At 47.4% G+C, this 25,166-nt stretch carries 25 protein-coding genes; 21 read left to right on the forward strand and 4 right to left on the reverse strand.

Translation table 11 applies throughout. From position 1 onward, the window contains the following. Nucleotides 1-115: 115 nt before the first annotated feature. From sigY to yajC, 12 genes are all read left to right on the forward strand, one after another. Entirely contained in the window at nucleotides 116-640 is a 525-nt protein-coding gene (gene sigY, locus AZ66_RS12155; RefSeq protein ID WP_044355102.1) for an RNA polymerase sigma factor SigY, read from the forward strand. Continuing rightward, nucleotides 633-1,034 (forward strand): YxlC family protein, encoded by a 402-nt coding sequence (locus tag AZ66_RS12160; RefSeq protein ID WP_044355103.1) that lies wholly within the window; start codon nucleotides 633-635, stop codon nucleotides 1,032-1,034. The genes sigY and AZ66_RS12160 overlap by 8 nt, the downstream gene beginning before the upstream one ends. Further along, a complete protein-coding gene (locus tag AZ66_RS12165) occupies nucleotides 1,027-1,233 on the forward strand; it encodes a hypothetical protein (protein ID WP_044355106.1) in 207 nt (68 codons plus the stop codon). The genes AZ66_RS12160 and AZ66_RS12165 overlap by 8 nt, the downstream gene beginning before the upstream one ends. A gap of 180 nt (nucleotides 1,234-1,413) precedes the next feature. Beyond that, on the forward strand, nucleotides 1,414-2,154 hold the full coding sequence (locus tag AZ66_RS12170) for a BofC C-terminal domain-containing protein (protein WP_044355108.1): 741 nt from the start codon (nucleotides 1,414-1,416) through the stop codon (nucleotides 2,152-2,154). Nucleotides 2,155-2,325: 171 nt separating this feature from the next. Beyond that, nucleotides 2,326-3,501 (forward strand): cation:proton antiporter, encoded by a 1,176-nt coding sequence (locus AZ66_RS12175; RefSeq protein ID WP_021258755.1) that lies wholly within the window; start codon nucleotides 2,326-2,328, stop codon nucleotides 3,499-3,501. Between the two features lie 136 nt (nucleotides 3,502-3,637). Beyond that, complete coding sequence (gene ruvC, locus AZ66_RS12180) at nucleotides 3,638-4,141, forward strand: crossover junction endodeoxyribonuclease RuvC (protein ID WP_036619188.1); 504 nt, start codon at nucleotides 3,638-3,640, stop codon at nucleotides 4,139-4,141. Continuing rightward, nucleotides 4,138-4,764 (forward strand): Holliday junction branch migration protein RuvA, encoded by a 627-nt coding sequence (gene ruvA, locus AZ66_RS12185; protein ID WP_021257038.1) that lies wholly within the window; start codon nucleotides 4,138-4,140, stop codon nucleotides 4,762-4,764. Before ruvC ends, ruvA begins: the two co-directional genes overlap by 4 nt. Before the next feature lie 14 nt (nucleotides 4,765-4,778). After that, a complete protein-coding gene (ruvB, locus tag AZ66_RS12190) occupies nucleotides 4,779-5,789 on the forward strand; it encodes a Holliday junction branch migration DNA helicase RuvB (RefSeq protein ID WP_021257037.1) in 1,011 nt (336 codons plus the stop codon). Between the two features lie 62 nt (nucleotides 5,790-5,851). Beyond that, nucleotides 5,852-8,017: a SpoIID/LytB domain-containing protein gene (locus AZ66_RS12195; protein ID WP_052648488.1), complete on the forward strand. Its 2,166-nt coding sequence runs from the start codon at nucleotides 5,852-5,854 to the stop codon at nucleotides 8,015-8,017. Nucleotides 8,018-8,029: 12 nt separating this feature from the next. Then, nucleotides 8,030-9,076 carry a tRNA preQ1(34) S-adenosylmethionine ribosyltransferase-isomerase QueA gene (gene queA / locus AZ66_RS12200; RefSeq protein ID WP_044355110.1) on the forward strand — a complete coding sequence of 349 codons (1,047 nt, stop codon included), beginning with the start codon at nucleotides 8,030-8,032 and terminating at the stop codon, nucleotides 9,074-9,076. A gap of 20 nt (nucleotides 9,077-9,096) precedes the next feature. Beyond that, nucleotides 9,097-10,233 carry a tRNA guanosine(34) transglycosylase Tgt gene (tgt, locus tag AZ66_RS12205; protein ID WP_021257034.1) on the forward strand — a complete coding sequence of 379 codons (1,137 nt, stop codon included), beginning with the start codon at nucleotides 9,097-9,099 and terminating at the stop codon, nucleotides 10,231-10,233. 102 nt (nucleotides 10,234-10,335) lie between these two features. Further along, nucleotides 10,336-10,650, forward strand: a complete 315-nt coding sequence (gene yajC, locus AZ66_RS12210) for a preprotein translocase subunit YajC (protein WP_021258750.1) — start codon at nucleotides 10,336-10,338, stop codon at nucleotides 10,648-10,650. 107 nt (nucleotides 10,651-10,757) lie between these two features. Here the strand turns inward: yajC and AZ66_RS12215 are convergent, their stop codons facing one another. Both AZ66_RS12215 and AZ66_RS12220 read right to left on the reverse strand, forming a co-directional pair. Continuing rightward, nucleotides 10,758-11,618 (reverse strand): phosphatase PAP2 family protein, encoded by an 861-nt coding sequence (locus tag AZ66_RS12215; RefSeq protein ID WP_052648489.1) that lies wholly within the window; start codon nucleotides 11,616-11,618, stop codon nucleotides 10,758-10,760. Nucleotides 11,619-11,727: 109 nt separating this feature from the next. Continuing rightward, entirely contained in the window at nucleotides 11,728-12,126 is a 399-nt protein-coding gene (locus AZ66_RS12220) for a TIGR04086 family membrane protein (RefSeq protein ID WP_044355112.1), read from the reverse strand. A gap of 173 nt (nucleotides 12,127-12,299) precedes the next feature. Here AZ66_RS12220 and AZ66_RS12225 point away from each other — a divergent pair, with 173 nt between their 5' ends. Continuing rightward, nucleotides 12,300-13,613, forward strand: coding sequence for an ArsB/NhaD family transporter (locus tag AZ66_RS12225; protein ID WP_044355113.1), 1,314 nt, complete (start codon nucleotides 12,300-12,302; stop codon nucleotides 13,611-13,613). Nucleotides 13,614-13,753: 140 nt separating this feature from the next. Further along, nucleotides 13,754-14,521 carry a DUF421 domain-containing protein gene (locus AZ66_RS12230; protein WP_021258747.1) on the forward strand — a complete coding sequence of 256 codons (768 nt, stop codon included), beginning with the start codon at nucleotides 13,754-13,756 and terminating at the stop codon, nucleotides 14,519-14,521. A 2-nt stretch (nucleotides 14,522-14,523) separates the two neighbouring features. On the opposite strand, the gene spoVB is transcribed toward AZ66_RS12230, so the two are convergent. Further along, nucleotides 14,524-16,176 (reverse strand): stage V sporulation protein B, encoded by a 1,653-nt coding sequence (gene spoVB, locus AZ66_RS12235; protein WP_231586844.1) that lies wholly within the window; start codon nucleotides 16,174-16,176, stop codon nucleotides 14,524-14,526. Between the two features lie 176 nt (nucleotides 16,177-16,352). Here spoVB and AZ66_RS12240 point away from each other — a divergent pair, with 176 nt between their 5' ends. The 6 genes from AZ66_RS12240 to AZ66_RS12260 all read left to right on the forward strand — a co-directional run bounded on the left by AZ66_RS12240 (nucleotide 16,353) and on the right by AZ66_RS12260 (nucleotide 22,990). Then, entirely contained in the window at nucleotides 16,353-16,607 is a 255-nt protein-coding gene (locus tag AZ66_RS12240) for a post-transcriptional regulator (protein WP_021258745.1), read from the forward strand. A 108-nt stretch (nucleotides 16,608-16,715) separates the two neighbouring features. Further along, nucleotides 16,716-17,984, forward strand: a complete 1,269-nt coding sequence (gene secD / locus AZ66_RS29775) for a protein translocase subunit SecD (protein ID WP_021258744.1) — start codon at nucleotides 16,716-16,718, stop codon at nucleotides 17,982-17,984. Next, on the forward strand, nucleotides 17,974-18,885 hold the full coding sequence (gene secF, locus AZ66_RS29780; RefSeq protein WP_021258743.1) for a protein translocase subunit SecF: 912 nt from the start codon (nucleotides 17,974-17,976) through the stop codon (nucleotides 18,883-18,885). The genes secD and secF overlap by 11 nt, the downstream gene beginning before the upstream one ends. Nucleotides 18,886-19,032: 147 nt before the next feature. Beyond that, nucleotides 19,033-19,983: a cation diffusion facilitator family transporter gene (locus tag AZ66_RS12250; protein ID WP_044355115.1), complete on the forward strand. Its 951-nt coding sequence runs from the start codon at nucleotides 19,033-19,035 to the stop codon at nucleotides 19,981-19,983. A 21-nt stretch (nucleotides 19,984-20,004) separates the two neighbouring features. After that, the gene (gene recJ / locus AZ66_RS12255) at nucleotides 20,005-22,434 is read left to right on the forward strand and encodes a single-stranded-DNA-specific exonuclease RecJ (RefSeq protein WP_044355116.1); all 2,430 of its coding nucleotides are present in this window, start codon (nucleotides 20,005-20,007) and stop codon (nucleotides 22,432-22,434) included. 40 nt (nucleotides 22,435-22,474) lie between these two features. Then, nucleotides 22,475-22,990: an adenine phosphoribosyltransferase gene (locus AZ66_RS12260; protein WP_021258740.1), complete on the forward strand. Its 516-nt coding sequence runs from the start codon at nucleotides 22,475-22,477 to the stop codon at nucleotides 22,988-22,990. A gap of 100 nt (nucleotides 22,991-23,090) precedes the next feature. Here the strand turns inward: AZ66_RS12260 and uraA are convergent, their stop codons facing one another. Then, on the reverse strand, nucleotides 23,091-24,353 hold the full coding sequence (gene uraA, locus AZ66_RS12265) for a uracil permease (RefSeq protein ID WP_021260667.1): 1,263 nt from the start codon (nucleotides 24,351-24,353) through the stop codon (nucleotides 23,091-23,093). A gap of 342 nt (nucleotides 24,354-24,695) precedes the next feature. Between uraA and AZ66_RS29785 the strand changes: the two genes are divergently transcribed. Continuing rightward, on the forward strand, nucleotides 24,696-25,166 hold a 471-nt coding region (locus AZ66_RS29785), incomplete at its 3' end, for an HD domain-containing protein (RefSeq protein WP_156159953.1).

The raw sequence follows: 25,166 nt of genomic DNA on the forward strand, positions 1-25,166 counted from the left end.
AATGATTTTTTCTACTTTTTTAAATTCCCTTGAACGATTCCTAACGATATTTCGTAATATAGTTGCTTTGCGCAAAGCTCGTTGCGTTATGATATTAAGGAAAGGATGCGAATACATGTCTGAGCAGCATCGGATAGAGCGGGCAGTCAGAGGAGACATGGATGAACTTGCTGTGCTGCTGCATGAGAATTACTCCTTTCTATATAAATATGCCTTGAAATTGACGATGAGCTCTTCGAATGCTGAAGATTTGGTTCAAGACACGATGGTGCGGTGTATGGAGAAGATTCATACGTACAATGGGAGTTCACGATTCTCGTCATGGCTCATTACGATTGCGACACGCCTGTTTTATGACAAGATGCGCCGCAAGAAAGTGGAGAGCAAATGGCGGGAGCAGGAACAAGCTGTACGTCAGCTGCGCTATCAAATGGAATCAAGCAATATGGAGTGGTCGGCGGTGCTGGAGCTCCTTAGTGAGCTGTCCTACGAACAGAGGACTCCAATTGTGTTGAAATATTATTATGGATATCAGGTTAATGAAATTGCAGAAATGTTGAACGTTCAGGCAGGTACGATAAAGTCACGCATGCACTATGGCTTGGAGAAACTGCGGAAGGAGTGGAAGCAAGATGAGTGAGAAGCAAGATAACAATAAAGGACATGTAGATTCTCTACATCAAGTACCGATGTCCGATCATGCTACACATCCGGAACAGGACTCGGCGTGGGAGGAGAGACTGCATCCTCACTGGGAACACTTAGATGAATGGAGTGATCGCCATTCTCCGCATCCGAGTGCTGCCCATATCCAGCAGGTATTGCTTCAGGCGAAGAAGAGGAACCGTAGACGGCTGTGGAAAGAACTGCTTGTCTTATGGAGTGCTGCATTGCTGCTAGTTGGCGGCGGGTGCAGTCTTGCTCAAGCGAATTGGTATATCTATGTCTGGATGCAGCTCATTTCCCTGTGTGTGGCGGTTCTTATCTGGGCAATTTGTATCCATCCGAGCAATGGGAGTGAGCAGAATGAATAACGGTCATGAGAATGTCCCTTGGTGGGTCTGGGTTCTGATTGGAGTCATTCTGCTCATTCAAGGAACTTGGTTGTTTTTAGATGCGCGCAAGCGGAATAAGTACCCTTGGTTCTGGGGGATCTGGGGATTTACGGGTACCCCTCTCCCGCTGCTTGTCTATATATGCTTCGTTATTCGGCCGTGGAGAAAATTGAGGTGAAAGAACAGACAGATTAATTGTATAACTTCCCCTTTATCTGGGCCACACTATAAGAAAAGCCTCCCAGTATACAAGTGATGATTCTGGCGGCTTTTTCTTGTGAGCAGGAAGCAAGATGATTCGGGCATTGTGGAATCAATTGCTCTACTCAAATTAACAAGCAGTTAGAGGGGATTACTTATGGCTCGAGAACACCGTACCGTATCTAGGTTCTATTTTCGAGTGAAGCAATGGAAGAAGCGTCTGCGGCGCTTCCGCAGACCGATATGGTCTTTGGCTGCAATTGTGTTGTTCGTAGCGGTAGTTGCCATTGGGATACAGTTGTCTGATCGTGTGCGAAATATGCTGGCGGACTATGATAAGCCATCTTCGATTGAGACCTTCGCCTTATGGAAGGATAATGAGTCTAAGCTTAATGAATCAGCCCAGCTTGTGATCGCGCAGTTGGTTCAGCAGGATGAACAGCGTGAAGTCATTGCCCGCAAGCAATATATATGTGGAAAAAATGATGAAGTGTTGGGTGTAAAGCCAACACGTGACATTATTCAGCTCGTGCTCAACCATCCAGAATGGTCGGTATCCATGGATGCCAACGGACGGGTGATCTTGGAGGAACAGGTTGAAGAGTTATCAGGTACATGCAAGGATAAGGCGCATATTAGCCTTGATAAGGATGGTAATCTGACGTTGTATGACGGGCCGCCTGAAGGTGGAAAGGTGATACGTACATTTTTCCAATTGGATGTAGAGTCCATGGAGAGTTCGCTCCCTCCGAAGGTGATGAAGCAGTTATATCAAGGGATCCGCATTACAGATGTCGATGCTTATCATAGTGTGCTGTCTACGTTTAGCGATTATGCGATCGAAGAGACGAAGAAAGTCATGAAACCAACCCACCCGAATGAACGTATTACAAAATAGAGGCAATAACGAGTAGGACGCCGTAACCGACGTCCTTCTTTTTTGTAACAATATTGGGTTTGGGTCATGAAATGTAACATAAAGAAAAATGGTATGGATTGCCCTTAGCCACCTACAAAAAAAATGTCGGTTTGCGGTCATAATAATTGTACAGCGGAAAGGGGAATGCCAATGGAACTTATTCTCATGTTGCTCATCATTTTGGCTTCGACAAAGATCGCAGGTGATCTCACTGTACGATTGGGTCAACCAGCCGTGCTTGGTAAACTCATTGTGGGGATAATTATCGGTCCAGCTGTGCTCGGTTGGGTTTCAGATGGTGAACTGATTAAGGAAATGGCGGAAGTTGGCGTCATTTTGCTTATGTTCATTGCTGGTCTGGAGACAGATTTGGATGAATTGAAGAAGAATTGGAAGGCGGCGTTCGCTGTAGCAGTCGGCGGGGTCATTCTTCCGTTTATCGGTGGATATAGTGGTGGTCTATTGTTCGGATTAGATTCGAACCAATCCATGTTTGTTGGTTTGCTGCTCTGCGCTACATCGGTAAGTATTTCGGTACAGACATTGAAGGATCTAGGACAGCTTAGCACTAGGGAAGGTACGACGATTCTTGGTGCAGCCGTCGTGGATGACATCCTTGTTGTCATACTTCTTGCATTCATGCTCAGCTTGCTCGGTGCAGGCGGTGGCGCTTCCATCGGACTTATTATCGGGAAGAAAGTTCTTTTCTTCGTAGTAGCTATACTAGCAGGGATATATGTAGTGCCTCGAGTGATGAAGTGGCTTGCACCGCTTCGCGTTACCGAAGCCGTTATAAGTGCGGCGCTTATTATTTGTTTTGCCTTTTCTTACTTTGCAGACTATTTGGGTGTTGCAGGCATTATCGGTGCATTCGCTGCCGGGATTGCCATCTCGCAGACGAAGTTCAAGCATGAGGTAGAGCATCGCCTTGAGCCAATTGCTTACGGTATCTTCGTACCAATCTTCTTCGTAAGTGTTGGGATTAACGTCAACTTCGAAGGCCTCGGGGAGTATGTATGGTTTATTGTACTGTTTACCATCATCGCAATTGTAACGAAGCTGTTCGGCTGTGGATTGGGAGCTCGACTGACTGGATTTGATCGCAAGAGTGCGATCGGTATCGGTTCCGGAATGGTATCCCGCGGTGAGGTTGCACTTATTATTGCAACAACGGGTCTGGAAGGCGCCTTGTTCGATAAAGTGTATTTCACACCATTCGTTCTTGTCATCATTATGACGACATTGGTGACGCCTCCGATGTTGAAGATAGCATTCCGTCATTCTACGACTGAGACGGTGCCAAATCAAGTATCAGCTGGGAAGTAATCGGCCGGTAAATAGGCTGTTTTCCCTGCAAACATCATAGGAATGACTCATTCTCTTCTTCACGATCTATGTTATAATGGAGTGAACACATATGTTCGCTTACTGGTACATGGATGCGGTGGGGGAGAGATTTTTTTTGCGTATTTTGGGGATTGACCCAGGGATTGCGATTGCAGGATTTGGGTTTGTAGATAAACAAGGAAGTCGGATTGTACCTGTACAATATGGCTGTATTCAGACAGAATCTTCGACAGCGCCGGAGATGCGGCTGCTGCAGGTGTATGAAGCTACGGAACAGTTGCTAGACAAGTATAAACCAGATTCTATGGGAATAGAGAAATTGTTCTTCAATCGAAATGTCACGAATGCGTTTGCTGTTGGACAAGCACGCGGTGTTATCATTCTAGCAGCTGCCAAGCGCGGCATACCGATTGCAGAATATACGCCCATGCAGGTAAAGCAGGCTGTTGTTGGTTATGGGAAGGCAGAGAAGAAGCAGGTTCAAGAGATGGTGAAGCTATTCTTGAAGCTGAAGGAGATACCGAAGCCGGATGATGTTGCCGATGCGCTTGCGGTGGCGATATGCCATGCGCATTCGAGTGGGCTTAATGACAAATTGAATGGAGTATGGCGATCATGATCGATTTTTTGCGTGGACAGGTTGCTCATTTAGAAACCGAATATATCGTCTTGGATGTTCAAGGCGTTGGGTATCGTGTCTTTACCCCGAATCCCTATGCTTTTGCGAAGCAGGAAGGGGCAGTCACCGTATATATTCATTATCATGTGCGTGAGGATGCGACATTGCTCTTTGGATTCAGCTCGCGAGAGGAGCAGAAGCTATTCCGCAGGCTGATCGATGTGAACGGAGTAGGGCCGAAGGTAGCGCTTGGCATTCTAGCAGGCTGTGGCAAGCCGGAAGCAGTTGTAACTGCCATTCAGCAAGAGAATATTGTGTTCTTAACGAAGCTGCCGGGTATTGGCAAGAAGACGGCTCAGCGTATCATTCTGGACTTGAAGGATAAGCTGGACGGTATCGGACTGGATATCCATCCGGACGCATTGTTCATGAATGTCACAGTAGCAGACGATGACAGTGTGGACGGCAATGTATGGTCAGAGGCTAGAGAAGCACTCAAAGCATTGGGATATACAGAGACAGAACTTGATCGTGTATGGAATGACTTGCAACATCGCATTCATGCGGATGAAAGTGTAGATTCTTTAATGAAGAAGGCGCTGCAAGCGTTGTTTAAAGGATAAGAAAGGCGGTTCAGATGGAAGAGCACGAACGCATCATATCAGCCAATTGCATGATGGAAGATCAGGCAGTCGAGTTAAGCCTAAGACCGCGTTATTTGTCCGAGTATATCGGTCAGTCGCAGGTGAAGGATAATTTGAAGGTTTTCATCGAAGCTGCTAAGCTTCGCAAGGAAGCGCTTGACCATGTCCTGCTGTATGGACCTCCTGGTCTTGGAAAGACGACCTTATCAAACATTATTGCCAATGAGCTTGGCGTAAATATTCGAACGACTTCGGGGCCGGCGATTGAGAGACCGGGCGATCTCGCGGCATTGCTAACGAACTTGCAGGAAGGGGATGTCCTCTTCATAGACGAGATTCATAGACTGCATCGGACTGTAGAGGAAGTATTGTATCCGGCTATGGAGGACTTTGCACTCGATATTATTATCGGGAAGGGGCCGAGCGCAAGATCCGTTCGTCTGGATCTTCCGAAGTTCACCTTGATCGGTGCCACAACTAGAGCGGGATTACTCTCGGCTCCACTTCGTGATCGCTTCGGCGTTGTGAGCCGCTTGGAGTTCTACAATAAGGATGAATTGAGCTATATCGTGTCGCGTGCCGCGGACATATTGGAAGTCCAAATTGTGGGGGAAGCAGCGGATGAGATTGCTGTTCGCTCAAGAGGGACGCCGCGGATTGCTAACCGATTATTGAAGCGGGTGAGAGATTTCGCACAAGTACGTGGTGATGGCATCATTACCGCAGCCATTGCGAAGGAATCGCTGCGCCTTATTCAGGTTGATCCACTTGGTCTTGATCAAATTGACCACAAAATGCTGCGCACGATGATTACGAATTTCCGTGGAGGCCCAGTAGGACTGGATACGATTGCGGCAACGATTGGCGAAGAGAGCCAGACCATCGAGGATGTATACGAGCCGTATTTGCTGCAAATTGGTTTTCTTCAGCGGACACCTCGGGGGAGAATGGTTACCCCTCAAGCCTATACTCATTTAGGATTGCCTATACCGGAACAAAATTAAGTAAAACGCGTACAAATTGGCGTATGCAGAGGAGACGTGACAGAGGAAAGGAATGGGGAAACTTGAATAACAACAGGAACGTTATCCGATCCGTTGCAAGTGTGCTTACGGGGGCTCTTCTGCTATGTGGAGCTCCGTATGCTCTTATGCAGCCAGCTAACATCGCGTATGCGGCAGCAAGTAACGATGCAAGACCTGAGCAAGCCGCTCTTCAGAATCATATCCGAGTGGCTTTGTTCGCTAATTTGAGCAAAGGATCACCTGGGCAAACATCGCTCCTGTCTCTGGCCTCCACAGCATCGCTGCAATTGGAAGCACAAATTGGAGCGAGTTCCAAAGGCAGCGTTGATGTGGATGGTGGACAAGCTCGCTTTAGTGCGGATGATTATAAAGTGAAATTACTCGAAACCGATGATTTAACTGAGGCGCAATCGGTTATGAAGAAGGCACAGTCTTCAGGGCCAGCATATATTACCCAGATTCCGAGACGTGGAACGACATTCTTCGCTGTCTATGCCGGCAGCTATACAACCAGCAAATCTGCTTCCCAAGCTATGGACAAGATGCGTGGACTGACGGTTAAGGGATATGAACCATCCGTCGTTGGCCCCCATTATGTGCAAGCTGGCACATACGGCTCCCAAGATGAGGCCAAAAATGTACAACAATCCTTGTTGGATGCAGATCTTGATGCTTATGTGGTGACATTGGCAACGGATAGTGGAGTGCGGACAGCGGTCTGGGCAGGTCAAGCTGCTTCGGATGCACAGCTTAGTGGGATACAAACTGTAGTTGCATCGAAGGGATATGCGGCGGGCGCTGTACAAGCCCAAGGGGCTGCTGTACATAGCATGGAATCGACGGGCAACGCTCTTAGTCCTCATTATCGCGTATACGGCAGTGCGAAGTGGATTGTGAAGCCGAAAACGACGACGACGATTAAGGTAAGTGAACGAAGCGGAAGAGCGTACCGCGGCGTGATGGAGGTTAGTTTATATAAGGACAAGCTGGCGCTGGTAAATGAAGTGCCGCTTGAAGAATATTTGATATCGGTCGTTGGTGGGGAGGTCTATTCTAGCTGGCCGATGGATGCATTGAAAGCGCAGGCGGTAGCCGCTCGCACATTTGCGCTGTATCAAGGGAACAAATTCGAGATTGCTAATGTGGTAGATACAACATTAAGCCAAGCCTACCTCGGTGTGGAGAAAGAGCATCCAGACATTAAGAGAGCTGTGGAAGAGACGGCTGGAGAAGTGCTGATGCAGAATGGCAAGCTAATTGAGGCCATTTTCAATTCCAATGCAGGCGGCAAGACGGCTGATCCGATGGAAGTCTGGGGTGGCTCTTACGATTACTTCCAAGTTGTCGATAGTCCAGACGATGTCGCAGAGGCAGGTTCCAAATCATGGTATCGCGTATCCTTGCCAGATGGTAAGACAGGATATGTTCGTGAGGATGTAGTGAGTCTATCCGGGCAGACGGCAACCGTTCTCGAAAATGGTACGAATGTACGCCCAACACCGGCTATTCAGACAGACGTTCAGCCTGTAGGGAAGGTCGATAAGGGTACAAAGTTAACTGTGCTTGAAACGATTAAAGAAAATAATGAAATGAATTGGGTACGAGGCCCTTATACAGCGGAGCAGATTACTAGCTGGCTGAAGGATCGGACAGAGACGACATTAAGCGGAACGATTAAGACTTTAGCGGTTACGGAAAGAGGTCCATCTGGGCGTGCTGTCAAGATCGAAGCTAATGGCAAGCCTGTCGCGGTTAGTTATCCAGACAACTTCCGTTATGCATTTGGCGGTCTGCCGAGTACATTGTTCGATATCGTTCCTGGCGGAACAGGTGTGGTGTCTGATGTCCTCAGTAATGGCAGCGGGACAGGCACATCCTCGATTTCTATCGTTGGGGCAGATGGCAAATTGCAATCCGTTAAAGATACCTCACAGCTTCGTGTTGTCAGCGGCAGCAGCAAGACAAGCGGGAAGCTGCCAAGCAGCATGGTAGCTGTAAATGGGAAAGGTACGACAAGCAAAGTGTCGACTACCAAGGAAGAGCAGAAGCCAGTAGTAGAAGCGACATCGTTCTTGTTTGTCGGCAAAGGTAATGGACATGGAATCGGTATGTCGCAATGGGGTGCCAAGGGATTAGCCGATCAAGGGTATGACTATAGAGCGATTTTGCAATACTATTACAAAAATGTAGAGCTAGTGAAGCGTTAGGACGGATAGCAGATGAATGTGGACTTATATGATTTTCATTTACCAGAGCATTTGATTGCGCAGACACCGTTGGCAGTACGGACTGCATCTCGATTATTAACATTGAATCGCCAGACTGGTGAAGTGGAGCACCATGCATTCCCTGAAATCATAAATTATTTACAGCCAGGCGATTTATTGGTACTGAACGACACTCGGGTTATCCCTGCCCGGTTGTTCGGAGTTAAGGAAGATACGGGCGCTAAGGTGGAAGTTCTCTTGCTTAAGCAGGAAGAAAATGATTGCTGGGAAGCGCTCGTGAAGCCAGGGAAGAAAGTCAAGCTGGGAACGGTTGTAGTGTTCGGTGATAAGTTGAAGGCGGAAGTGTTGGAAGAGCGTGAGATGGGGGCGAGATTGCTACGTTTTACGTATGAAGGCATTTTCAATGAAATATTGGATGAGCTTGGGCAAATGCCCCTTCCACCATATATTAAAGAGCAGCTGGATGATCGTGAACGCTATCAGACCGTGTATGCGAAGCACGAGGGATCTGCTGCTGCACCTACGGCAGGATTGCACTTTACGAAAGAACTCCTAGCGGAAGTGGAAAATAAGGGAGCTCGAATTGCTTATGTCACCCTCCATGTAGGATTGGGCACGTTCCGGCCTATGTCTTCTGATACGATTGAAGAGCATGTCATGCATTCGGAATATTATGAAGTGAATGCAGAGACGGCACGAACAATTAATGAAACGAAAGAGCAAGGCGGCCGTATAGTTGCAGTAGGAACTACATCAGCAAGAACACTAGAAACAGTTGCAGGGAGATTCGTCGGAAAGGCAATTGAGCCGTGTTCGGGCTGGACAGACATTTTTATCTATCCAGGATATGAATTCAAGCTTGTGAACTCGCTACTAACGAACTTTCACCTCCCGAAATCGACATTAGTGATGCTTGTCAGCGCACTGGCTGGCCGTGAACATATTATGGCTGCCTATCAGGAAGCAATTGAGCAGGAATATCGCTTCTTCAGCTTTGGCGACGCCATGTTCATTTATGATAATGCACCGGAAACCTAATACAAGGATGAGATACAATTATGGCAGCAGTTACTTACGAATTAATTAAGACATGCAAGCAGACGGGAGCACGGCTTGGCAAAGTTCATACCCCACACGGCTCCTTCGAAACACCAATTTTCATGCCTGTTGGGACATTGGCAACGGTGAAGACGATGAGTCCAGAAGAATTGAAGGAGATGGAAGCCAAGATTATTTTGAGCAATACGTACCATCTCTTCCTTCGTCCAGGGCATGAAATCATTCGCGAAGCTGGCGGGCTTCATAAGTTTATGAATTGGGATCGGGCTATTTTGACGGATAGCGGCGGGTTCCAGGTATTTAGTCTTAGCGATATGCGTAAGATTGAAGAAGAAGGGGTTCACTTCCGTTCCCACTTGAATGGGGACAAGCTCTTCTTGTCTCCAGAGAAGGCTATGGAGATTCAGAATGCGCTAGGCTCTGATATTATGATGGCATTCGATGAATGTCCTCCATATCCGGCTGAACCTCAATATATCAAGCCATCGCTTGAGCGCACAACTCGTTGGGCGGAACGTTGTTTGGAGAGCCATGCTAGACCACACGATCAAGCGCTATTCGCAATTATCCAAGGCGGCATGTATGAAGACCTTCGCCGCCAGAGTGCGAAGGATTTGACTTCGATGGATTTCCCGGGGTATGCTATTGGAGGACTTAGTGTAGGAGAACCGAAACACTTAATGTACGAGGTGTTGGATTACACAACTCCGTTGCTTCCGGCTAATAAGCCCCGCTATTTGATGGGGGTTGGATCACCGGATGCTTTGATCGAGGGAGCTATGCGTGGGGTGGACATGTTCGACTGCGTACTTCCTACTCGCATCGCCCGCAATGGTACGACTATGACGAGCCAAGGCCGTCTTGTTGTACGAAATGCGAAGTATGCTCGTGACTTCGGGCCGCTTGATCCGAAGTGCGATTGCTACACATGCCGCAACTACTCGCGTGCGTATTTGCGCCATCTCATTAAGGCTGATGAGACATTTGGTCTTCGCTTGACGACTTATCATAACCTGTATTTCCTGGTGAACTTGATGAGTCAAGTACGCGAGGCGATCCGTGAAGATCGACTGCGCGATTTTAGAGACGAATTCTTTGAAGCTTATGGAATGGACCGCAACGAGAGCGGGTTCTAACAGTAGACATGCTGCCTGCTGAATCGTCCACATTCGTGGATGCTTCAGTTCGTTCGGCAGTCTATACATAATTATTTCATTATTTGAAAGGGGGATACATACATGTTGATAGCAGGAGCAGAGGCAGGAGGAACAGGTGGGTTTCTTCAAATGTTGTTGCCGTTCGTCTTGATGTTTGCAGTATTTTACTTCTTGTTAATCCGTCCTCAGCAGAAGAAGCAGAAGCAGCGGAACTCAATGCTTGGTGCATTGAAAAAGGGAGACAAGATCGTAACGATTGGCGGTCTTCATGGCAGCATCATGGAAATTACGGACGACACAGTCGTGTTGCGTGTAAATGACGTTACAAAAATGACATTCGATCGCAGTGCAATTAGTCAAGTTGTATCTGTAGATGAATCTACAAGCGCATCCTAAGTAGATACCAACCATAGGAGAAGGGGCTAACCGTTGCATGAGATGCAATGGCCAGCCCCTTCTTTCGTTGCATCATGCGCCGTATGCCAAAGGGAGTAGGAGCATGATTAGCTTATGTCGTTGGAATTGGTATAAGACTTGCTGAATGTCTTCTGCCGATCTGGCAGCAAGCTGAGCTTGGGTTGAACACCAGCAAGCTTCAAGCCGACCCATGATGCAACCATAGCAAGTACGGTTCCAGCCAGCATATCGGTTAACCAGTGAATGCCGAGGTAGAAGATCGAGAACACAATAATAATTGCACTTGCTGCTGTGAAGATGGCCCATCTGCGATTGCCAGACTGTGAAGCGAGCAGAGCGACCGTTACGGAGATCGATGTATGCAAGCTTGGGAAGCAATTATCGATACCAGAGAATGCACGATATTGCTCCTCGAAGTTCGGGAACACCTCCAGCATGCGGAAGTTGACCCCGGCTGGTGCATACGACCATACCTCATTAACTGGGAAAAATAAATAGAATGGGATAGCTACGATGTAGTTAATCATAATGGCATAGCATACAGCGTGCGCCATTCGGATATTCCCGTTTGTTGTATAAATCCCAAGTGAGGCTACGATAAGTGCTTGAAAGACAACAATATAGAAAAAGGAAACAAATTGCGTTAATAACGGATGATTGAAAATCTGCTGGACACTGTATACGAATTGCCCTTCAAGTTGATGAATATTGGAAGTGAAATCCCAATTAATCTGCAGCATTTTTTCGAGCGTAAGCTCCATGCCGTTGACCATGAGAATGAGCACCATCGCAATGAGAGCAATAAGAAAAGAACGTGATGTCCACAGTGATCGTAGAAATGCTCCAGCGACAGCTAGCGGCTGTCTGCGTGAACCGAACCAGACGAGCACAATGACGGTTACGATGGTCCACAGCGTGACAGTCTGCATGGATTGAAATAGAACCACGAGAATCCCCCTAATGTAATGTCACATTGCCGTTTTGTAAACTCCAATAGTATAACACAATTGGGTGGGGATTACATGATGCGATCATTCGAGCTCAAGGCTCCCCTCCTTACTGGCCGGACTTGCTCATATTTACACCGATAATACCCCCAATTGCACTGACAGCGAACGCTGCTACCGTTTGGACGAGTTTTTGTACGCTTACCCCTGCATCCATTGCCAAAAAACCAATCAGCATGACGAGCAGCACATAGAAAATTCCTGTCATTCCTCCATAGTACCAGCCCTTTTTGCCGCTTCTTCTGCCAGAAGTCCATCCACCGATAAAAAGAGCGATACAATGGATAATATAAATATAGCCTTTCATTTCGTCTTCACTAGTTGAGCTTGAATATAGCAAGACTGACAAGGCGAGTGCACCGAGAGCCATCCAAACGAAGGCGTAGACGATTCCCGCCACTAGCGGGTGGCTTAATTTCCAGCGCGTTACATTCTGAATCGCATTCATCTTACACGCTCCTCCCATCATTTCTATGATTAGTATTCATCGTATGGGCAAGCTATCCAATTTAGTACAAGGCATAGACGAAAAAAAAGACAGCGTTATAATGTGTGAACAAAAGGTCAGTATTGAAGAAAGTTGCAAACAGAGCCGTATAAGGTAGAGAGGGATGGAGTTTTGTGGGACATACTGTAGCAAATTGGCAAGTGACCGCTGCGGTCATTGTGTTTTTAATCACGTATGCCATCATTATTTCGGAGAAGATTAACCGAGCTATTATTGCGCTCTTAGGCGCAGTCGTGATGCTCGTCCTACAAATTGTAGATGTACATACGGCATTTACAACCTATATCGAGTGGAATACGCTGTTCCTGCTCGTTGGTATGATGATTCTGGTGGGAATTACGAACAAGAGCGGGATTTTCTCATACGCTGCTGTCAAGGCAGCACAGCGGGCTAAGGGACATCCGAAGCGCATCATGCTCATTTTGTTCCTGCTTACAGCGGTAGGATCCGCGTTCCTGGATAATGTAACGACGGTGCTGCTCATGGTGCCGATTACGTTTTCCATTACACGTATGCTGAAAATTAACCCAGTGCCATTTCTGATCGCAGAGGTTATCGCATCGAATGTAGGGGGAACAGCTACCCTAATAGGCGATCCACCGAATATTATGATTGGATCTGCCAATAAGCATTTGACTTTCAATATGTTCTTGACGCACCTGGCTCCGATTGTGTTTATTATCGCAATTATCATTATCGGATGTTTGTTGTTCATTTACCGCAAACAGCTGCAGGTGTCGGACGAGCAGCGGAAAGCATTGATGGAGCTGTCGGCAGCTTCGTACATTACAGACGCTAGGCTTGTTAAGAAGTCTCTTACTGTGCTTATTGTTACGATTCTTGGCTTCGCACTCCATTCAGTCATTCACGTTGAGGCAGCTGTGGTCGCAATGGCAGGAGCAACAATCTTGATGCTCATCGGATTGAAAAGTGAGGAGGAGCTGGAAGAGGCGCTCCATCAAGTCGAATGGGTTACAATCCTATTCTTTATCGGGTTGTTCATCCTTGTTGGCGGTTTGATTCAAGTTGGTGTCATTAATCGTCTTGCAGAACTTACGCTCGGACTTACGAACGGGGATATGACCAAGACTTCGATGCTCGTTCTGTGGGTATCCGGTATTGCATCGGCTACGATTGACAACATCCCGTTCGTCGCGACAATGATTCCGCTCTTACAGGATATCGGGACGCAGATGGGGATAACCGATCCGAACCAACTGAATCCACTCTGGTGGTCACTTGCGCTTGGTGCATGTCTTGGCGGAAACGGAACGCTGATCGGTGCATCTGCCAACGTCATTGTGGCGGGTATGGCGCAGCGTGAGGGTCATGGTTTTGGCTATATGGACTTTTTGAAAATAGGTGCGCCTATTACGGTTATCTCGCTTTTGATTTCGACAGGATACATTTTGCTGTTCATCCTATAATTACAATCGTCCATTTGTAAGATTCAGGATGGGAACAATTCAATAATAAAGAAGCAGTATGCTTCACGATCACGGCGGTCAGAATACCAATGAAAGCGGCTATCGCAATGCGACAATCGGCAGCGAGGGAGGCGTTACATATGGGACTTTGGACCGTCGTTTTTCGTACAGTGTTGATGTATTTTGCGGTATTAATTGTTCTTCGTGTAATGGGCAAGCGTGAAATCGGCAAGCTGTCTGTTTTTGACCTCGTGATCTCGATCATGATTGCAGATATTGCAGTCATGACGATTGACGATTCAGAGCGTCCCCTTCTTGTGGAATTTGCTCCGATCATTGTACTGCTCGTCATCCAGGTTACGCTTGCCTTCATAACGTTAAAGAGCACGAAAATGCGCGAAGTATTTGACGGGACTCCAAGTATTATTATTGCCAATGGAGTGCTGCAGCAGGACGTTATGAAGAAGCAGCGATACAATCTGGATGATTTAATGCTGCAACTGCGGGGACAAGGAATCGACAACATCAATGATGTTACCTACGCCATTTTAGAATCAACAGGGGAATTGTCCGTATTTAAGGCAAGTGAGGAAGAGCCAAATCAGAACTCATCGAGCTCGAATGCAGGCAAGCAGGAAGGGCAGAAGGAAAGCAAGTCCAAACCATCCAATACACAGCCCGCCCTGCCGGAAGCACACCAATATCAATTCACATCCCTTCCCTTACCGCTCATTATGGAGGGGAAGGTGCAGGATCAGAATTTGCTAAGCATCGACAAGACACGGTTCTGGTTGAAAAATCAAATCCAACAAAAGGGTGTCTATGATTTTAAGCAAGTGTTCTTCTGTTCCATAGACCATAAAGGCCATATTTACGTTAACAGCAACCCGAGCGAGCTCAAGCGCTGAGATTATTTTGGATCAGGCTTCGCATGAAAGAAGCGTCGAAAGAACGGAAAGCGGGAAAGATCACTGCGATCGATTAATTTCATCATGATAAGAAGCAGAATATAGACAACAATCCCTACAATACAAGAAATAATGAATCGAAGCACAAGATGCTCGTCCGCAGAACCCGGAAAATGAATATATGTCGCTTGTATGCATCCGGCCGTAATGATCATTGCGGCACCAACTTTGATGAAATCCAACCAAGGAAGCTTAAGACCAACATGGCGAACGACACTGTATGCGTGCATGGTTGTTACGACAACGATGTTCACATTGATGGCAATAACCGCGCCGGTAATGCCTAATTCCGGATCTGCCGCGAGCCATAGAATCAACCCAATTTTAAGGAATGCCCCTATGAAGGTATTGACGAGAGCTGTTCCCGGACGTTCTAGCGCTTGGAGAGCAGCTTGGAGCGGGGCTTGCAGGTAAATGAAAATAGCAACAGGCGCCATCCATTTTAACATTGGAGCAACGGTTGCATCATTGTATAGCAGAGAACATAAGGGAACTGCCAGCACGAACATAACAACAGCAAAAGGTGCTCCGCTTACGAGCGCAAGCCGGAGAGCCTGATGAATGCGCTTCTGAATGGTGGTCGTATCTTTGCGGCCAAGTGCTTCGGACAGGGCAGGGACGAGTGAGACCGCAAGAGAGTAAGTAAGTGCTCCTGGCAAGGTGAGAATGGGAATAATCATGCCTTGAAGTGCTCCGTATTGCGCCGTTGCGACTGCGGTAATGATACCGGCTGCTGCAAGACTGCGTGCGATTGTGATGGACTCTAATAAATAGGACAGAGATCCAACCAGTTTGCCTCCTGTAACAGGGATCGCGATTTGCAGCAATCTTCGTAAGACATTGCCCTGAACTGGGGAAGAAGTTGAGCCCGTTGGTTCTTGTCCACCTTCAATTAGCTGCTCAACAGCATTGAGCTGTTGAGAGCTGCTCTGAGAGTGACGTTTTCGAGCCGTGTAATACATCCAAGCAAGTACGGCAAATCCTCCGATCTCCCCAATCACTACACCGGCCATGGCGCCAGCGGCCGCCCATTCCAAGCCGTAAGGCAAGCCCATATATGCAAATAAAATGACGGTAAAGATTCGTATTATGGTCTCAGTAACTTGAGACATCGCGGTCGGTATCATGTTCTGCATGCCCTGAAAATATCCTCGAAGCACAGATGAGGCAGCAATCACGATAATGATAGGGGTCATCACCATGAACGTATAATACACTCTGCTGTCCGTTAGAACATGCGTCGTAATCCATGGTGCAAGAACAAGTAAGGCAACTGAAAATAATAGGGATGCCCCAATCGTTATTTTGAGTGACAATGACAATATCCGTCTTACCCGTTGTTGATCGAGGGTAGCATCTGCCTCTGCGATAAGCTTGGCCACTGCTAGTGGAATCCCACCCGTTATTAACGTAATGATCACGATGAGGAAGGGGTATCCCAACTGATAAATGCCTACGCCCTCTGCTCCAATGATACGCGGCAGCATAATGCGTGGGATAAATCCAAGGATGCGGTTCACGATGCCGGCTGCCAATAAAATAAGTGTTCCTTGAATAAATGTTTGTTTCTGCAAGGTATATTTTGACAATAGCATCCCTCTTCTCGCGCAAACTTCAGCACGTAATTGCTGCCCAATATCATTAATATGCGGTTGTCCACAAACCATACCGATGTGTTGAGGAGATTTTTCAGCCTAGTGCTTGCATATTAGCAGGAATTCAAGAGGAGAGGGTCGAATTATGACTAACGTGGAGAAGGGAGTTATGCGGCATGACAGAACTGATTAGTGATGCAGAACGTATCGAGGCAATTGAATTATGCTGTGAGAGCAAAGCGGAAGAATTGCGTTTGATTGGGTACGAGCACGTTACCGGTAAGGATGTATGGGAATGTGTAAGTTCGAAGTATGTAAAAAGTGGAAGCGAACCAGCGCTGCATAAGGTTGTTAATGATATTTTATCGCTTAAAGCAACGCAATTTATGAATTATATGACAGTTGCCGCGTATCGGGGCGCTCCCTTTTAATAAGGCGAGGCCTTTTTTTTGTTTGTTTGCTATGATTCTTAAAATTGACGCGAAAAATGAGCGCCGATATAATAGGAATATTGAATATGAAAGGGGACTAGGGACGATATGAAAAGGGTGACCGCATTCCTGCTCATCGTTGTCGTTTCGCTAGGCGTCATTTTTTGGACAAGCCCTTCGATCGTCAACAACATACGTCTTGGGCTCGATTTGAAGGGCGGCTTTGAAATATTGTATCAAGCATCGCCGCTTGAATCGGGTGGCAAAATTACAAATGAGGCGTTGAAACAAACGGCGAAGAGCTTGGCTAAGCGTATTGATGCTAACGGCACGAGCGAACCGGAGATTATCATTGAAGGTTCGGATCGGATTCGTGTCAAGCTTGCCGACGTGAAGAATGAGGAAGAAGTTCGCAAGAAATTGAAGGAGCCTTCAGTGCTGACCTTCCGTAGTTCTGACGGCTGCAAGGAAGCCACGGACTACTGTAAGGTGGAATTGCAGGGAACAGACTTCAAGGAGGGTGGCGCGAGCGTCGTATTTAACGATTTGCAGCAACCGATTGTAGCTATTAAGTTGAAGGATGCAAGCAAATTCTCTGAATTGACGAAACGTCTTGCTTCACTTGCCGGTGAGCAGCGCAACCATTTGGCAATCTTCATGGACGAGAATATGATCTCTGATCCGGCTGTTAACTACGAGATTCCGGGTGGAGAGGCGACGATTACCGGTCAGCGCACGGTTGAGGAAGCGAATGACCTTCGCGACAAAATTAACCTCGGCGCATTGCCGCTGAAACTGACAGAAAAATACTCCCAAAGTGTAGCTGCTACACTTGGTAAGCTGTCATTGGAACAAACGGTGAAAGCCGGCTTGATCGGTTCGGCACTGATTCTGGTGTTCATGCTGCTTGTTTATCGTTTGCCAGGGGTAATTGCGAGCTTCTCGCTTGTCTTATTCACATGGCTTCTGCTCGTGTTGTTCTGGTTGGCTGAGATTACACTGACATTGCCGGGTATTGCGGCGTTCATTCTCGGTCTCGGTATGGCAGTCGATGCGAATATCATTACCTATGAACGGATTAAGGAAGAGCTGCGCAGCGGTAAATCGATTAACTCCGCACTTAAGGCAGGTTCGAAGAACTCGTTCAGAACAATTATGGATGCGAACGTAACGACGATTATTGCGGGTGTTGTTATGTATATCATGGGTGAAAGCTCCGTTAAAGGCTTCGCACTCATCTTGATGATGACAGTCATTTGCAGTATCTTCACAAACGTATTCTTGTCTCGTGTGTTCCTACATCTGCTTGCGAAATCGAAGTTATTGAGCAAGCCAGGATATTTTGGCGTAAAGGAGAGTGAAATCCGTGCGCTTTAAGGGAACATTCAACTTTGTTCATCAGAGTAAATATTTCTTTATCTTCTCGATCGTGATTACCATTCTCGGTGCGTTGTCTCTATCGATATTCGGATTGAACTATGGAGTTGATTTCAGCTCTGGTACAAATGTGGATATCAACCTGACTAAGAAAATTGAGAAATCACAAGTGGAAGATCTGCTGAAAACATATAATCTCAAAAAGGAACCTTCGATTACGATGGGGGCGGAACGTATTACCGTACGCTTCACTGAAGTCCTTGATGAGCAGCACGAAAAGCAGTTCAAGGCGGACATGAAGAAGATCGATGAAGGTTCTTCCATGGAAATCAATACGGTTGATGTAGAGATTGCTCGTGAATTGCAGCGTAATGCACTGTTAGCTGTATTGATTGCGAGTATCGGGATTATTATCTATGTCAGCATCCGCTTTGAGTGGCGCTTTGCCGTATCAGCGGTTGTCGCTCTGCTGCATGATGCATTTATGGTTATCAGCTTGTTCTCCATCTTCCGGTTGGAGGTCACGCTGCCGTTCATTATTGCGGTGCTGACGATCATCGGTTATTCCATTAACGATACGATCGTTATTTTTGACCGGATTCGTGAGAATTTACGTTTTTCGAAGATCAAGAGCATGGATGACTTGGCTCACTTGGTTAACGACAGTATCTACCAAACGCTCACTCGTTCCATCAATACAGTATTGACTGTATTGGTAACGGCGCTCTGCTTGTTCATCTTCGGTAGTGAGTCAATCCGGATGTTCTCACTTGCGATTCTATTCGGTCTCGGCTTCGGTGCTTACTCGTCCATCTTCATTGCAAGTCCGTTGTGGGTCGTATTGAAGAACAAAGAGAGCAAGAAACCAAAAGCTTCTGCTAAACCGCAGGAAGCCAAGTAATTTATTTTGTAAAGAAACCATTTGTTTTTCTTTTCTCTCATAATCTGGAGTTAAGAAACATACGATAAAGCCGCGTCCGTTTGTGACGCGGTTTTGGCGTTGTGTAAGCCGCCATGATCACAATGATGATTAAACGAGGGATGCTGCATGTCTACTGACCGATTTGCCAAGGCGGAGACGGGAGCCTGGGTAGGAATTATCGGGAATATCTTATTAGCTGGAGTCAAGGGAATAGCCGGATTTTTGTCCGGGAGCCAGGCGCTTATCGCAGATGCCTTTCATTCTGCTTCGGATGTAGCGGGTTCATTCGCTGTTCTAGTCGGTTTGAAGGCGGCTAAGCGTCCTCCAGACAAAGATCATCCATATGGTCACGGCAAGGCAGAATCGATTGCTGCAATTGTCGTATCTGTTCTGCTGCTGGTCGTGGGAATTGAACTGGCAATCTCTGCGGCTAAGTCAATATGGAATGGCAAAGTCGTCGTGCCAGAGTGGTATGCGCTGGCAGCTATTATTTTGTCCATCGTAGCGAAGGAGAGTATGTTCCAGTACAAATTCCGATTGGGCAAGCGCTTATCGTCGCAGGCATTAATTGCGAATGCGTGGGAGCATCGATCTGATGTATACTCGTCTATTGCGGCACTAGCAGGTGTTGGAGGAGCGATGATTGGCGGCAAACTAGGCATTAGCTGGCTTCTCTATTTAGATCCGATCGCGGGTGCTGTTGTAGCTCTGCTCGTCCTACGAATGGGGTACCGGCTCGTACTGGACTCCATCCACTCTACAATGGATCACGTGCTGCATGATGAGGATGCGAATCCACTTATTCGAGCAGTGCAATCCGTTGACGGTGTGATTACTGTTGATGAGCTGCGAGCGCGCGAGCACGGACATTATGTGATTGTAGATGTCAAAATTAGCGTCAATCCTCGCTTGACGGTAGCGGAAGGACATACGGTTGCCAAGCGAGTCAAAAAACATTTATTGCAGCGTTTTATCCATGTAGCGGATGTATTCGTGCATGTGAATCCATTCGATCCGGGATTCCCTTATCGATCTCAGGAAGCACGTGGTGAGGATACCTCTACATTGCTGCAATAAGGATAACAAAGGAGATAAAGAATGCTTCATCCACGTTCACGGTGGATCTGCGCGGCAACGTCAGACGAGCAAGTGAGTCAATTGGCACAAGAAGCCAAACTATCGCCATTGTTGGCTCGTATGATGGTCGTACGTGGGATTGACACTGCGGAGCAGATCCAGCAGTTTTTATATGCTGATGTCAACCAACTGCATGACCCGTTCCTCATGGCAGGGATGGTAGAAGCGGTAGAACGGATAAGACAGGCGTTAAATAGCGGAGAGAAAATTCGGATTTACGGTGACTATGATGCGGATGGCGTATCGAGTACTTCGCTTATGATTTACCTGATGCGAGAGCTAGAGGCGAACTTCGATTACTATATCCCGCATCGTGCGAATGAAGGATATGGACTCAACAATGGCGCGATTGATGATGCGAAGGCACAAGGATGTACGCTTATCGTAACCGTGGACACTGGCATTAGTGCCGTAGAGCAGGTTGCCTATGCGAAGGAGCTTGGTATTGATATCGTTGTTACGGATCACCATGAGCCGCCTGAGCAGCTTCCAGAAGCATATGCCCTCGTCAATCCGAAGCTTCCTTATTGTCCCTACCCATTCAAGGGATTGGCTGGGGTGGGGGTAGCTTTTAAGCTGGCTCATGCATTACTCGGCAATGTGCCAGAAAATTATCTGGAGCTTGCTGCGATTGGAACAGTGGCTGACTTGATGCCCCTGCTCGGTGAGAATCGAGTCATTGTTCAGGAAGCATTAAAGCGCATGGCCCGTTCCCAATATGCGGGCATTCGCGCTTTGATGACGATTGGCGCGATAGATCCGACAGAAGTAACATCGACAAATATTGCTTTCTCGATGGCTCCGCGCATTAATGCAAGCGGTCGGCTCGATCATGCCGATATCGCAGTTCAATTGTTAACGGCTGATGAAGATGAGACAGCTATCGCTTATGCATCTGAGTTGGATCGATTGAATAAGGAGCGGCAGAAGATCGTTGAAGGCATCGTGAAGGAAGCAGAGACACAGTTGACGGAGAAGATGGCTGATACAGGCGAGGTTCCGAATGTCATCGTTCTCGCAGCAGAGGGCTGGAATGTCGGTGTTATCGGCATTGTCGCTTCGAAGATTGTAGAACGCTATTATCGGCCTACCTTCGTGCTCGGCATTGATGAAGAATCAGGATTTTGCAAGGGCTCGGCCCGTTCGATTGCAGGGTTTGATTTGTATGAATCGATGACGGAATGCGCAGAGGTGTTCGAACACTATGGCGGTCACCAGGCTGCCGCCGGGATGACGATTCATCGCGATCGATTATCCGAGCTGGAGGAACGCTTGAATAAGACGGCTGCGGAGAGATTGACCGAGGATGATTACATTCCATGCACGGAAGTCGATGCGGAATGTGAGCTTGATGATGTTCCGCTGGAAGTGATTGAGCAATTAGGCCGTCTAGCGCCGTTCGGAATGGGCAATCCTAGTCCGCGTGTGGTTATTCGCAACGCGGTAGTACGCGATAAGCGCACGATGGGTAAAGAAGGACAACATTTAAAGTTGATGTTAGGCAAAGAGCGTGCTACATTGGATGCGGTGGCATTTCATAAAGGGGCATTGTCCTACCGAATTGCCAATGATGTGCAGGTTGATGTGCTTGGAGAGCTGTCGATCAATGAATGGAATGGACAGCGCAAGCCGCAGTTGATGATGCAGGATATCCAGATTACAGAACGACAGCTATTCGATCGTCGCGCAACTGCTCGTCCACTCGAATCAGCTATCGAGCTGGCAAGAACACTCGAGCAGGATGAACCACAGACAAGCGCTCTACTTATGACACGAGAGCAGGCAGGAGTGTATGCCGCTGAACCGTTCGTCTGGTTGTATAGCGATGAACTTGAAGGGCCTACCGTCATACCGAGCTCTTGGGCATGGGCAGCAGATGAATCCATGCTTGGGAACGTGTCGAAGCATATCCATGAGCTCGTGCTGTGCAGTATCCCTCCATCGGAGTGGGAGCTGAAGCGGTTGGCAGATCAACTTCCGAATGTAGGAAGAATACATGCCATACTCCCGCGCCAGCCGGAAGGCGGGCGGCTGTTCACGCCTAGTCGTGATCGAATGGCCTATGCATATAGCGAGCTGAAGCGAGTCGGCACTTGGGATATGGAAGTGTCAACGATGTCTTCGCTTGCGAAGCGATTGCGTATGAATGAACGAGAACTGCTGATGCTGATGGAAGTATTTAAGGAATTGGACTTTATTACTTGTACATCTTCTTCGAATAACAGCGTATACAGCATTGTACAGCAGCCGAACAAAACATCACTTGAACAATCACAGCGCTATCAGGATTGGATGACCGCAGCGGCCTGGGAATCTCGCTGGTACGAACCAGTGACTGAGGAATTAGCGGCCTGGATATGGTCATATTGGGATGAAGCGCGTTGCAAGTAAGCTACATTATTTTTTGGATAATTCCAAGGGAGGATTTTTAATGGATTTAAAACAGCATATTCGGGTGATTCCTGATTTCCCACAACCAGGCATCAGCTTCAAGGACATAACAACATTGCTTAAGGACGGACAAGCTTACAAGGCGACCATTGAAGCGATGCATGAGCTGATCAAGGACAAGGAAATTGATCTGGTAGCAGGGCCAGAAGCGCGTGGCTTCGTTGTGGGCGCTCCACTCGCACTGTCCATCGGTGCTGGTTTCATTCCTGTCCGCAAGAGCGGCAAGCTTCCAGGAGAGACGATTGAGGTCGGTTATGACTTGGAGTATGGCAAGGATAAGCTTGCTATGCACAAGGATGCCATTCAGCCTGGCCAAAAAGTGCTTATCGCAGATGACCTGCTTGCAACGGGCGGTACAATCAAGTCAACGATTGATCTCGTTCGTCAGTTGGGCGGCGAAGTCGTTGGTGCGGTATTCCTGATTGAGCTTAGCGAATTGAACGGCCGTGAGAAATTGGGCGAAGGCATCGACATTATTTCTCTCGTTCAATATTAATTTGCTCTCTTGTGAAGCAGCGATAATAAAAAACCCTTGCCGCCTCTTCTTCCGTGATGGATGAAGATGTGTGCAAGGGTTTTTTTTGTATGATTCAATATTATTCGTTAGACAAATGAAGCTTGTCCAAAATAATGAAGAACAGGTTCAGTACGATCGCAAGCACAGTTGCGAGCGCCATCCCTTTCAATTCAACAGCACCGAACTGGAGCTTGGCACCGCTGATACCAATGACGATGACAAGTGTTGTCAACAGCAGATTCTTCGGCTTGCTGAAGTCAACCTTAGAGTCCACAAGTACGCGGAGACCCGATGCAGCAATGACCCCGAACAAGAGCAGGGATACGCCGCCCATAACGGGAACTGGAATGTTCGCAATCAATGCGGACACGTTGCCGAAGAACGACAGGATAACTGCGAATACAGCAGCGCCGCCGACAACCCATACGGAGTATACGCGTGTCAGCGCCATAACGCCGATATTTTCACCGTATGTTGTATTCGGTGTGGAACCCATGAAACCGGAAATGACAGTAGAAATACCATTACCAAGCAAGGAACGATGCAAGCCAGGTTCTTTGGATAAGTCTTTGCCTACGATGTTGCTCGTTACCATCAAGTGACCGATATGCTCCACGACAACGACGAGCGCTGCGGGAACGATGGTGAGAATAGCAGTTAAGTTCCACTCTGGAGTCGTAATCGTAGGCAATGAGATGAACGATGCCTCAACGACCTTATCCATATTCACATAGCCCATAAAGTAAGCCGATACATAACCAGTAATAATACCGATCAATATCGGGATAATCTTAAAGAATCCTCGGAACATAACATTACCGATTACAGTCACACCCAATGTGATCAATGCGAGCGTAACCGCTTTTCCATCCAACGGGGCATCTGGGCCAGCAGGAATGAAGCCAGACATGTTGGCAGCAACCGGTACAAGCTCCAAACCGATAACCGCAACAATGGCGCCCATCGCCGCAGGAGGGAATAATACGTCAAGCCAGCGAGTGCCTGCCATTTGGACAATGAGAGCCACCACGATAAATATAATACCCGATACGATAAAACCGCCAAGTGCTTGTGCATAATTCTCCGCATGACCTGATAGCACGACCATAACCGGAGAAATGAAGGCGAAGCTCGATCCTAAATATGCAGGAATCATACCGCGGCACAGAATGAGATAGAATAGTGTGCCTAGTCCGTTCATCAGCAGTACAATCCCTGGATCGACTCCAAATAGGTTAGGTACAAGCACGGTAGAACCGAACATGGCGAACAAATGTTGAATGCTGAGCAGCAGCCCTGGAGCGAAGCCAGGTTTTTCATGCACTTGAATTTCGCGTTGCAAGCGAATGCACTCCTTTTTCAAATATGTAGTTGTATTCGGGCGTGTAGACAATCAATGTTCAAAAAGTTTGAGCTTCTTGAACCACCGCTAAGGCCCAACTATATAATTTACAGGTTAAGCCCCCTTCATTTCAACAACATTTTACTCGATTTGCATAAAAAAACGTCAAATGCCCATAAGAAACGAGATTATTCTGCAAATTTCGACATATATAAACACCACTCACGGATGATAAGGATCGGAAACCATTGACGAGTGACACCGAATAAAGGCATAATTATAGGATACTCTGTAATCTAGGGGAGGTGCCCCCGGATGAAGAAAGGAACCGAGTCGACTCCAATGGGTATCGAGCAATTAATTGAGAAAGCTGTGACCTATATGAAAGAACCGGATCTCGATCGCATCCGCGATGCATACGAATTTGCGGACAAAGCGCATACCGGACAAGTCCGGAAATCCGGTGAACCTTATATATTGCATCCGTTGGCCGTTGCAGACATCGTCGTCGGCATGCAGATGGATCCTACCTCTGTCGTTGCGGCCTTGCTGCACGACGTCGTAGAAGATACATCCGTATCCCTGGAGGAAGTGCGAGCTAAGTTCGGGGAGACATGCGCGATGCTCGTTGACGGACTGACGAAGCTGGAACGCATCCAATTCCGCTCTAAAGAAGAGCAGCAAAATGAAAACTATCGCAAAATGTTCGTAGCTATGGCAAATGATATTCGAGTCATCGTCATTAAGCTGGCGGACAGGCTGCATAATATGAGAACGCTCAAATATCAGTCAGAGGAAAGCCAGCGCCGTATC

It is taken from the genome of Paenibacillus sp. E194 (genome assembly GCF_000935845.1).
Classification (GTDB): domain Bacteria; phylum Bacillota; class Bacilli; order Paenibacillales; family Paenibacillaceae; genus Paenibacillus_B; species Paenibacillus_B alvei_B.

Excerpts from the sequence above, each read along its gene's own strand:
- queA (WP_044355110.1), top strand. The coding sequence starts at position 8,030 with ATGAATGTGGACTTATATGATTTTCATTTACCAGAGCATTTGATTGCG.
- ruvB (WP_021257037.1), top strand. The coding sequence starts at position 4,779 with ATGGAAGAGCACGAACGCATCATATCAGCCAATTGCATGATGGAAGAT.
- AZ66_RS12220 (WP_044355112.1), bottom strand. The coding sequence starts at position 12,126 with ATGAATGCGATTCAGAATGTAACGCGCTGGAAATTAAGCCACCCGCTA.
- AZ66_RS12240 (WP_021258745.1), top strand. The coding sequence starts at position 16,353 with ATGACAGAACTGATTAGTGATGCAGAACGTATCGAGGCAATTGAATTA.
- AZ66_RS12170 (WP_044355108.1), top strand. The coding sequence starts at position 1,414 with ATGGCTCGAGAACACCGTACCGTATCTAGGTTCTATTTTCGAGTGAAG.
- AZ66_RS12175 (WP_021258755.1), top strand. The coding sequence starts at position 2,326 with ATGGAACTTATTCTCATGTTGCTCATCATTTTGGCTTCGACAAAGATC.
- AZ66_RS12230 (WP_021258747.1), top strand. The coding sequence starts at position 13,754 with ATGGGACTTTGGACCGTCGTTTTTCGTACAGTGTTGATGTATTTTGCG.
- AZ66_RS12165 (WP_044355106.1), top strand. The coding sequence starts at position 1,027 with ATGAATAACGGTCATGAGAATGTCCCTTGGTGGGTCTGGGTTCTGATT.
- AZ66_RS12260 (WP_021258740.1), top strand. The coding sequence starts at position 22,475 with ATGGATTTAAAACAGCATATTCGGGTGATTCCTGATTTCCCACAACCA.
- sigY (WP_044355102.1), top strand. The coding sequence starts at position 116 with ATGTCTGAGCAGCATCGGATAGAGCGGGCAGTCAGAGGAGACATGGAT.
- secD (WP_021258744.1), top strand. The coding sequence starts at position 16,716 with ATGAAAAGGGTGACCGCATTCCTGCTCATCGTTGTCGTTTCGCTAGGC.
- tgt (WP_021257034.1), top strand. The coding sequence starts at position 9,097 with ATGGCAGCAGTTACTTACGAATTAATTAAGACATGCAAGCAGACGGGA.
- AZ66_RS12160 (WP_044355103.1), top strand. The coding sequence starts at position 633 with ATGAGTGAGAAGCAAGATAACAATAAAGGACATGTAGATTCTCTACAT.
- recJ (WP_044355116.1), top strand. The coding sequence starts at position 20,005 with ATGCTTCATCCACGTTCACGGTGGATCTGCGCGGCAACGTCAGACGAG.
- ruvA (WP_021257038.1), top strand. The coding sequence starts at position 4,138 with ATGATCGATTTTTTGCGTGGACAGGTTGCTCATTTAGAAACCGAATAT.
- yajC (WP_021258750.1), top strand. The coding sequence starts at position 10,336 with ATGTTGATAGCAGGAGCAGAGGCAGGAGGAACAGGTGGGTTTCTTCAA.
- spoVB (WP_231586844.1), bottom strand. The coding sequence starts at position 16,176 with ATGCTATTGTCAAAATATACCTTGCAGAAACAAACATTTATTCAAGGA.
- AZ66_RS12250 (WP_044355115.1), top strand. The coding sequence starts at position 19,033 with ATGTCTACTGACCGATTTGCCAAGGCGGAGACGGGAGCCTGGGTAGGA.